Source organism: Methanomethylovorans sp. (genome assembly GCF_041305605.1).
Classification (GTDB): Archaea; Halobacteriota; Methanosarcinia; order Methanosarcinales; family Methanosarcinaceae; genus Methanomethylovorans.
Window position 1 is genome coordinate 1 of record NZ_JBFYLB010000010.1, and the last position, 10179, is coordinate 10179.

The following is a 10179-nucleotide window of genomic DNA, read 5'->3' on the forward strand; positions in this document are numbered from 1 at the left end:
AAGTGGATACAGATCATCTGCTATGCCATGATGGACAGCTAACATGGATGGATGCCAAAGTGGGTAATGTTGAGATCACATCCCGCAAAGGCAAAGCATGTGAGATCAATGCATTGTGGTACAATGCCCTGGTCATTGCCTCAAAGATGGCTTCAAAGCTTGCCATAGAGGATCCGGGTTTTGCAGAAAAGGCTGAAACGGTACGTAAAAACTTTGAACAGGTCTTCTGGAACGAAGAACAGAATTGCCTTTATGACTGCATTGGCTATGATGCACAGGGAATAGAATACAAAGACGGCTCATTAAGACCTAACCAGATATTAGCAGTATCGCTACCCTACTGCATGCCCGACCAGGAGAAGGCAAAAAGCATTGTGAGAAAAGTACAGCAGCATTTGCTGACCCCCAGAGGCTTAAGGACACTGGCACCCTATGAAGCTGCCTATATTGGTAAATATGAAGGGAATGTCCTTCAAAGAGATGTTGCCTACCATAACGGGACAGTATGGCCCTGGCTCCTGGGACCATTTATTTCGGCCTACTGCAAAACAAAAGGTCACTCTTTAAGGAGCAGGATGTATGCAAAAGAACTGCTGGACTGTTTTATACCTCATCTTTCAGAAGCTGGTATTGGCACTATCTCAGAGATATTTGATGGTAATGAACCTCACATACCCAGAGGATGTGTTTCGCAGGCATGGAGCGTGGCCGAGATTTTGAGGGCATATTCGGAAGATGTACTACTTAAAAAGATCAGCAAATAGTCTTAACTGGGATTTCCCACACTTTTCTTAACTGTGAACCAGAACTGGGTACCTGTGGCGTCAGGGTTGTCCTCAACGCCTACCCTGCCTCCGTGAAGATCTACAGTTCTCTTCACGATCGCAAGCCCAAGACCGTGTCCTTGTATATCGCCAACATTGAGCCTTTTGAATCTTTGGAAGACAGAAGGTTTGTCCGCATCTGATATCCCGTCCCCGAAATCGGTGAGTATCACTTTCCATTCATCATTGGAATCGTGAACCCTTATTAGTATCTTTCCTCCCTTGGAACCGTATTTCAAGGCGTTTGCAAGTAGATTGGTGATAACGCCACTTATCATAGGATTTGCTCTTGCATAGTGAGGACCTGTGTCCTTATATTCTATTTTCAGACCAACTGCGAGTATTTCGTACTTGTACGCGTCAATGGCTTCAAGGATCATTGAATTTAGGTCGAGATCTATGAATTCTATTTCCTCAACACTCTCAAGCCGTGCAAGGTTGGCAGCGCTGGTTATGGTATCCAGGATCTTGGAAATACTCTCTTCAATGATACCAAGTTTGTGAAGTTTAACCTGATCTGTTTCTGCACTTTGAAGTATCTCTGTAAATCCTCTGGCCACACCTGCCGGATTGAGGATATCGTGGCTCATGATATCAATGAATAGATCCTTAAGCTCATTAGAGCGCTTGAGGTTGCGTGCATATTCCTGCAACCTGTTCTCTGCTTCCTTGCGGGATGTAATATCCCGTACAATGGAGACCGTTCCTCCGTTATCAAGAAGTGTAAGAGATACTTCCTGGAAAAAGAGTGTACCATCCTTTTTCCTGCCTTTGCTCTCTCCTGTCCACTTACCCTTTTTCAGTAATTCCGGCAAGTATTGTGTTCTAAATATCTCGAGGTCAACAGGATCATACACTATGTCCCAGGTTTTGCCCAGAAGTTCAGACGGAGAATCATACCCGTACATTCGTGCATGTGCTTCATTGGTATAGACGAACTCTCTTTTTTCATTGAGGATAGACAGACCATCTGTGGCAGCATCCATTGCTATCTTCTGAATGTTTATCAGAGACTCTGCTTTCTTCGCATCAGTAATATCCTCTCCGGAACTAAGTGTACCGATGACATTACCGGCAGTATCTCTAATTGCCACATTGTTCCATCTGATGATCTTCTCGGTTCCTTGACTTGTGAGACATGGATTCTCGACAAGATTATTGGCGAGAGGGGGAGAAATTATCAGATCCGAATGAAGTTTATTGACCTCATCCCTTAAGTATACAGGTATGAAATGATCTACCCAGTTCTTTCCAACAACTTCGTCTTCACTGTAACCAAGTATCTCACAGCCTTTCTTGTTGATGAGCTTGACATGCTTTTCATTGTCCAGCACAAGGAACATCACACCTGCAACATCCAGATAGTTCTGTGCCTGGTCTCTCTCCCTTAATATTTCGTCCTGAAGTGCTTTAAGTCTTAACAGTGAATTTACCCGGGTCTTTAGGGACAATCTATCAACTGGCTTTGATAAGAAATCATCAGTGCCAACTTCTATTGCCCGTGCACGATCATCACGATTTGAGAGTGCAGTAACCATTATAATTGGAATATGAGCTGTATCTTTAGAACTCTTAAGGATCTTACATACCTCAAATCCATTGATGTCAGGCATCATTATATCAAGGAGGATAAGATCTGGTTTTTTATTACGTGCGCTCTCAAGTGCTTCAAACCCGTTGAAAGCAGTGATCACTTCATGCTCCGAATGCAGATAAGCTTCCAGAAGTTCTACGTTCACTGGTTCATCATCTACAACAAGTATAGTGAACCGGGGTTTGACATTGCTCATTATTTCCATCCAACCAATCAAAGAGTTATTAGTTAGTCATACACTGTGGCAATCCCAATTAGATCTCATATCATTGAATACAGACCGATTTGATCGGATCGTGTGCCACAGAATGGTACACATTATTATTAAACTATTTAATATAAATAATACTATAAATATTTATTTATTGTATTTCCTGTAAAATATGGTTTATCTGCCTGTGACAAGAAGTAAATCTGCAATAGAATGCTGATGCCGGTCAGTGTAAATAACATAAATATGTATTTGGCGCCAAATGACAGCTTTTCTGATCTGCGTGCCTATATAGATGTTTCCTGTAATTTATCAGTTGCTTGTTTCTGTGATGTAGGAAGAACACCATCATAAGGTATGATAAAAGAAAATATAGAGCCTTGACCCAGTTCGCTTTCCACCCATACATAACCACCATGCAATTCCACGAACTTTTTCACCAGAGCCAAACCCAGGCCAGTACCTTCATATTTACGGGTACTTGAAGAATCGATCTGTGTAAATGGGTTGAAGATCTTAAGTTGATCTATTTTAGATATGCCAATACCATCATCTTTTACTCTGAACTGCGCCAGTTTTCCTGAAAGAGTTCCTTCTATGTACACATGACCACTATTGTTAGTAAATTTTATTGCATTACTTGCAAGGTTGTACATGATCTGCCTGAATTTCAGCTTATCAGCCCTCATATTATGCATTTTAGGATCTATACTGATATCCAGAGAGATGCCTTTTTTCAACGCCAGCGGAACTACAATAGCATTAATTTCACTTATGACCTCAGAGACATTGAAATGCTCATATGCCATCTGCATTTTTCCGGCTTCCACTTTTGAAAGATCAAGAATGCTATTGATAAGGTCCAGAAGATGCTTCCCGCTGGATGACACATTCTGTAAGTACTTATGCTGTTTTTCGTTAAGCTCACCGAATGTCTCTTCAAGGAGAAGGTCTGAAAAACCTATAATAGATGTAAGAGGGGTACGTAATTCATGACTCATGTTGGCTAGGAACTCGCTCTTTGTATTATTTGCAGTTTCAGCGCTTAGCTTGGCATTCAGAAGATTTTCTTTTTCCTGCTTTTGTCTGGTTATGTCTGCAAAAACATAGACAATACCAATAACTTCATTTTTGTCGTTCTTAATGGAAGTACCTGTGATTGAAATTGGATATTTTAGACCGTTGCTGAACAATAGCAGATCTTCATCGTCCCGACCCTCAAAAACTCCATTTTCAAGCACCTTAAGGACCAGGTCAGTGATCATTTCACCATTTATGTAGGATACCTGGATTATTTCACTTAACGGTTTTCCAACTGCATTAGATTCCGTCCATCCTGTAAGGATCTCGGCCATGGGATTCAGGTGCTTTATTGTTCCCGATGTGTCTGTAGCTATAACAGCATCGGCCATGTTTTTTAATGTGGCTGATACCCATGCTTCCTTTTCTTTGAGCTCTTGCTCGACACGATGCTTGTAGAGTGTGATCTCTATGTTAGTATAGAGATCTTTGTCTTCGAATGGCTTTAATATATATCCGAAAGGCTCTGCGATCTTTGCTCTTCTAAGGGTATCCTCATCAGCGTAGGCTGTAAGGAATATCACAGGTATGCCAAAACGAGTGTGGATCTGGAAAGCTGCCTGTGCCCCATCCATATCACCTTCTATCATTATATCCATCAGCACCAGATCGGGCCTTGTTCCTTCTGCCTTTTCAATGGCAACTTGCCCGGATGATGCCATTCCCGTCACCACATATCCCGAATCCTCCAACCTGTATTTGATATCAAGAGCGGTGATCCGTTCATCTTCAACTATAAGGATTCGGGAGCCTTTCATGATCTAAAACCTCTGAAAGAAAAAGATATAAAAGATATTGAAGCAGTTTGCAACATGCTATAAAATGTAGCTATATACGATTTTCTAAGATGACAATCCTTCGGAACAGCTACAGTGGGTATCAATTGATTTACCTCAATGGATATTTATTCTCTACAAAGAGAAGAAATACAACTTAATGCGTCTCAACTATTATAATTAGTCCAATATAAATATTTCCTATTTTCTCAAGCCACACTACTTGCATAAATCATCTGAACACAAAGAACGCAAAAAAAGAAAAGGATAAAAAGAAGGTCATTTCTTGGCGACCTTTTCCTCTTTCAGCACTTTCTTTGCAATGATAAAGACCACAAATGCAATAATTACGAAATTGATCACCTCTCCCAAAAATGCTCCCCAGCTGAGAACAATAGGACCAAGGGATACTGTAGCAGTTTGCCATGCACCCCCGGGAACAAATGGAGTGATAATTGGCATGACGATGTTATCCACAAATGATTTTACAAGTGCTGTACCTGCGATACCCATAATAAAAGCGATAGCCAGTGGTATTACCTTATATTCATAAAGGAATTCTTTAAATTCGCTCATAAAACCCATGCAAACCCTCCTTACTAGAGATTAAAATATGTAGAGAGATAATAATATTTCAATATTACGCAACTCTTTGTGAATCTTGAAGTAGAGCTGCTAAAAACAATCCATAGCGCGTTACCATATATGCTGGAAAGGAGGAAATGCAGACACATTTATATATAAGTATTATCCGACATCTCATCCATAAACCGCTCCAGTATACCCTCCGGACACATGCCGATAACCGGAACCTGCGCATTTCCAGGCTGCACTTTGACAACTATGACCCCGCTTTTTACTTCTTCAAGTAACCGCATCAGCCCTTCCGGAGTGTCTGTGGTATATACTTCCCAGATCCCTGCTCCCTTTGCCATGGCTGCAAGATCAGTGTACAATGATGTGGCTGTAGGCTCATCACCCGTTGAACCGTATGTGCCATTATCTATTATTATCAGCAGGTAATTTGTAGGGTGCTGGCTTGCTATGGTGGCAAGACTACCCAGATTCATAAGCATGGAACCATCACCTTCGATAGTTATGACCTGTCTTTGAGGCTTTGCAAGGGACAAACCAAGACCTATGGATGAAGCAAGTCCCATAGAACCCAGCATATAGAAGTTGTGTGCCATATCGCAGACATGATACAGTTCCTTGCATGGTATGCCGATGTTACTTATTAAGAGTGCTCCGTCTTTTCTGGCTTTCTTTGCAATGGCATCAATGGCATCCAGACGTATCATCATAACCTCCAGAAACCTATCTTTAGCAGCACAGCCACAGGGCTTTTTTTTTCCTGTGCAGTGGCCATGGCTTCAACTATGATGGCCTCTGCCTCCTGTTTAGAAGATGGCACAAAATAGGGTATATTCATTATCTTAAGTAAATGGGGGGTAAGTTCTCCCATGGGCACCTGTGCACAGACCGGTTCTCCTTCCACGCCCCTGTGGCTCATGATCATGAGTAAGGGTATACCATAAAGTTTGTTAAGGGAAGCAAGGGCATTAATGGAATTCCCCAGACCCGAATTCTGCATCAGCATCACAGTTCTCTTTCCACCCATATATGCTCCCGCACATACGCCCACGCCTTCTTCTTCCCTTGTGACCGGCACATGGATGATATCCGGGTCTTTATCAACCATCAATATAAGGTCCTTCAGGTTCACGCAGGGTACACTGACCACGAAATCCACACCTGCTTTTTTCATGCTCCTGATCACTGCTGCTGAAGGGGTATTATCCATTCTGTGTCCTCATGTTACTTCTGGTCTACCATACTTTAAGGTCAATGGCCTCTATACGAAGCCTGCGGCCCTCTACAGAAACCACGATACCGGAATGCACTTTCTGCATCATGCAGTGTTCAGGCAGAAACTTCACTGTCTGGCATACTGATGGAATTTTTCCTTTCACCACTATGCCTTCGAAAGCGAGGATCATACATAAACCCGCGTCCTTGAAAGCAGGATCATTCTTTCCAAGCCTGTGCAAAGGTCCTACTATGTGTACAGTGTATATACCCGGAGACTTGTCTATCACCCGGGCAAAATGTGTGATCGGGCAGCCAAGAGGCCTATAGCGCAGTATGTCACCTATTTCTACCTCAAGAGAAACATCCAAAGGGTGGATATCCTCTCTGCAGGAACATTCTTCCTGGAGGGGCCCAAGTGAAAGATCGGCTCTAAGGCCATCAATGATGCCAATTACCTCATCTTCGGTTTTCTCTTTGCCCACAAGCCCTTTTAACTGCTCCAGGTTTGTCCTGAACATATCTCTCTCTAGGAAAGGACAGCTTGCAAGGGTTGCTGCATCGGTGATCTGTGCGGCAAAATCCCTGCATTGCTTAAAGCCACAGCTGCCGCAATTATATCCGGGCAGCAGGGACAGGATCTTGTCCACTGTTCACTCACCTCTGTATTCCATGGAACCGTCAAGGCTGCGCAAAACTCCCATGTGGTGTTTGCGAGCCACCCGCATTTCACCGGTACACAGGGAACAAATTGCAAGAGGGGGATTATACCTTAACTCCATTTCCGTACCTGTACAAGGAGAAGCACTTATCAGTTCAGCCAGCTCGAAAGAGCCTTTACCTGTCAGGCCGTTGGCTTCCACAATACTGCATCCTGGATTCACATCAAGAACTCTTTCCCTGAACACTTCCCTCTCTGCCTGGGAAACCACGTCTCCTTTTGTCATGACCACGACGTCTGCGGTGGTGAGCAGCGGGCCGACCTTAAGAGGAGTGTTCGGCCCTGTAGTGACATCGATAACACACACGGCAAGACAATCATCAGGATAGGGAGCACACCGCAGGCAAAGGCCTGCAGTTTCATTAAGCAGTATGTCAGCACCCTGTGATCCTGCCCATTTCAGCATGTCCTCTATATTGTAAATAGTAAAATGGTCCGGGCACATGTCTTTGGCAAGCCCTACCCGAACCGGTATCTCAAGTCTTTTGAACCTCTGGTCATCATCTGTCCACAGGCAGTCTATTTTGACCACAGCAGGGCTGTTTCCCAGAGATACAAGAGCTTTGATCGTGTGCAACAGCACAGACGTTTTACCTGAGCCCGGAGTTCCGGCAAGTACAACAAGTTTCATACCGTTCCCTCAACAAGATCGCCCCTGCGGATGGTTTCCCTGAGGGAGAGCAGCCAGTTATCCACTTCAGCTATCTTGCAACATATCTGCTGTTCCTGTGAACTTGTAGTGATAACGTCCACCATGCCTCCGTTCTTCATCACTATCCTGCGGGTGGCCATGAGGGCCAGTACAGGATCATGGGTCACAACTACCACGATCTTGCCTTCGCATGCAAGCAGTTCCAGAGCTTCCTGCTTTCTGATACCTGCATTTTCGATCTCATCGATGAGCACCACAGGGGAGTCACTGATAACTGCAATGTCAGCTGTCATGAGGGAGCGTGACTGCCCACCACTCAGTGCCGTAAGATGATGATGGAGAGCTATAGGTTCCCCGGTAAGGGTATTGGCAAGCTGCAAAACCCTCTCTACAAGTTCCGGTCCTTTTCCTCTGCTTCTGGCATGCATTACAAGGAAATCCTCTACTGTCATATCTGCCAGGAAATGCATTTTCTGTGAGAGCTGCGCTACCAGTTTAAGCCGGGGGTCCACTCTGATAGAGGCATCCGGCACTTCCCCGTTAATAAGTATGTGCCTCCCCGAGGATGTATCGCCCCGCGCAAGCTGCTCAATGTCATCGATGAGAGTGCTTTTTCCCGAACCAGTGGGGCCAACTATGCCTATGATCTCGCCTTTGTTAACTTGTACTCTGTCAATGCACTCAGTAAATCCTTCCTTATTGACACCACCCAGAATGGTTAGTGTTGTAACATCTCTCATATTCTTACCTCTGAAACTTCTCTGCAACTTTTTCTGCTATCTTGAACTCTGCTTCCGGGTCATGGGCAGAGACCCGCATGTCTGGAATAATAGGATACAAATTGTGGTCCCTGCGCAGCCTTTCCATTCCCCCGCCTGTGATGTTAAGCACGATACTGTCATTCTTGCCTATGGTGCCTTTTTCGACAGCCTCCATAAGCGCAGCAACAGCAACTGCAGCAGCCGGATTTATATCAATCTCTTCCAATTCTTCGAACAATTGCTGTGCATGTGCAGCAGCAGCATTATCAATACCATAGATCCTGCCGGTTGTGGCTTGCAGGGCATCCCGTACACCCCCTACGATCGAAAATGGTGGTTTCCTGTTGAAAAGAACATCATCGTACATATCCTTTGGACACTTTTCATCCACTGTACCTTTAGTTGCAATATTGCCTGACCACATACTGATAAGAGGTGCACATGGCAGGTTCTGTGCAAGATGTAGTTGTGGCAATACATTGCCAAAACGTCCATCCCGGATGAGCCTTATGGCAGCTTCCCATGCAGAGATCCCACCGGTCCCGCTCCCCACGGCCTGGAAATAATGCATGGGCAATTTTTTCATAGTAAGTACTGCATCCAGCATGACTGTGCCCATGCCATCCCTGCGTGCCACATTCTTTGCTCCTCCTTCACTTACGAACCCCTCTTTTGAAGCCACATTACTGGCAAGCTCAATAGCATTATAATAATCCCCTTCCACAGTTACCAAGCATATTGGAGATGTATCTTCATGAAGGGTCCAGAGCCGATGGGCACTCTTCTCCGGAACAACAAGCAGCAATGGCTGTCCTGTTATGCAACATACGTGTGCAAAAGCACGGGCTGTATTCCCTGCTGAAGCAACAACCATTATCCTGTTATCCTTCCTTTCCAACAATCTCTGCATGGTAGGGTACGCTTCCAGATCCTTGAAAGTACATGTCATCATGGAAGCATGCTTCTCTGGCCAGTATCCGTTATAAGCTATATATAGGTCAGAAAGGCCCAGTTCCCTTGCAAAAGCTTCACTTTTATATGTGACCGTGTTGCCTGTACCTTCCCGGATAATACCTTCCACAGGAAGCCAATCGTAGAATTTCCAGATCCCAGGCAGATCCTTGGGAATCAGCTGTGAAGCCTCGTAAGAAGTGCGTAAAAGTACATCATGTCCTTTGCTGCATGCCAAAGACATCGGATCTTGCACCTCGTCACAGATAGGGCATCTGACAGAATACTTATGCATGAGGCCAAGTTGGTGATGCTAAATAAATATGTTTCCTTGGATATGAGTTTGTTTGCCGTATTAGGATAGAAATTGTGGAGAAAATATCCTATTTAGGATATATGTGCTTTCAAGATATTTTGTCTAACGTTAAGGAGAGGCTCTGGATATGAGAAAGTAAACATTTCACGGATAACTCATAATCTGCTATCAGTGGATATAGTTTCCATGTATTTAGAAATGTTGTACAGAGCTGCATACAACTCTCATCGAATTCCTTCTGGTCTTTTCCCTGTAATGCTATTGATAGATTATTATAAAAGAATTGGAAGTCTTCATTATCCGCTACAGTTGTGTGCATCCTGGCAAGATCATTACTATCGTAAATGTGAGAGGTGAAACTTTCGGATAAATAGGCGAGTGACTCGTCCAATATGCTGAAAAGACTGAAGAACTTATTAAGGGCATGAAGATTTTCCTGCATCAGAGCCATCTCTGGCAGATCCGTGAGCAATAACCGAAGCGA

General features: G+C 44.0%; 11 protein-coding genes. 1 reads left to right on the forward strand and 10 read right to left on the reverse strand.

Features of this window, described 5'->3' with window-relative positions:
- Positions 1 to 764: amylo-alpha-1,6-glucosidase (locus tag ACCM36_RS00635; RefSeq protein WP_370571764.1), on the forward strand; the 764-nt coding region annotated here is incomplete at its 5' end.
- A gap of 2 nt (positions 765 to 766) precedes the next feature.
- Here the strand turns inward: ACCM36_RS00635 and ACCM36_RS00640 are convergent.
- The 10 genes from ACCM36_RS00640 to ACCM36_RS00685 all read right to left on the reverse strand — a co-directional run.
- Positions 767 to 2614, reverse strand: a complete 1848-nt coding sequence (locus ACCM36_RS00640) for a PAS domain S-box protein (RefSeq protein WP_370571765.1) — start codon at positions 2612 to 2614, stop codon at positions 767 to 769.
- Positions 2615 to 2916: 302 nt separating this feature from the next.
- Positions 2917 to 4467, reverse strand: a complete 1551-nt coding sequence (locus tag ACCM36_RS00645) for an ATP-binding protein (protein WP_370571766.1) — start codon at positions 4465 to 4467, stop codon at positions 2917 to 2919.
- Between the two features lie 297 nt (positions 4468 to 4764).
- Positions 4765 to 5070 (reverse strand): MscL family protein, encoded by a 306-nt coding sequence (locus ACCM36_RS00650; RefSeq protein ID WP_370571767.1) that lies wholly within the window; start codon positions 5068 to 5070, stop codon positions 4765 to 4767.
- A gap of 149 nt (positions 5071 to 5219) precedes the next feature.
- Entirely contained in the window at positions 5220 to 5786 is a 567-nt protein-coding gene (gene comE, locus ACCM36_RS00655; RefSeq protein ID WP_370571768.1) for a sulfopyruvate decarboxylase subunit beta, read from the reverse strand.
- Positions 5786 to 6289, reverse strand: a complete 504-nt coding sequence (gene comD, locus ACCM36_RS00660; protein ID WP_370571769.1) for a sulfopyruvate decarboxylase subunit alpha — start codon at positions 6287 to 6289, stop codon at positions 5786 to 5788. The genes comE and comD overlap by 1 nt, the downstream gene beginning before the upstream one ends.
- A 25-nt stretch (positions 6290 to 6314) precedes the next feature.
- On the reverse strand, positions 6315 to 6944 hold the full coding sequence (locus tag ACCM36_RS00665; RefSeq protein ID WP_370571770.1) for a (Fe-S)-binding protein: 630 nt from the start codon (positions 6942 to 6944) through the stop codon (positions 6315 to 6317).
- 3 nt (positions 6945 to 6947) lie between these two features.
- Entirely contained in the window at positions 6948 to 7646 is a 699-nt protein-coding gene (locus tag ACCM36_RS00670) for a GTP-binding protein (RefSeq protein WP_370571771.1), read from the reverse strand.
- Positions 7643 to 8407 carry an ATP-binding cassette domain-containing protein gene (locus ACCM36_RS00675; protein ID WP_370571772.1) on the reverse strand — a complete coding sequence of 255 codons (765 nt, stop codon included), beginning with the start codon at positions 8405 to 8407 and terminating at the stop codon, positions 7643 to 7645. The genes ACCM36_RS00670 and ACCM36_RS00675 overlap by 4 nt, the downstream gene beginning before the upstream one ends.
- A 4-nt stretch (positions 8408 to 8411) precedes the next feature.
- Positions 8412 to 9674 (reverse strand): cysteate synthase, encoded by a 1263-nt coding sequence (locus tag ACCM36_RS00680; RefSeq protein WP_370571773.1) that lies wholly within the window; start codon positions 9672 to 9674, stop codon positions 8412 to 8414.
- Positions 9675 to 9783: 109 nt separating this feature from the next.
- Positions 9784 to 10179: hypothetical protein (locus ACCM36_RS00685; protein WP_370571774.1), on the reverse strand; the 396-nt coding region annotated here is incomplete at its 5' end.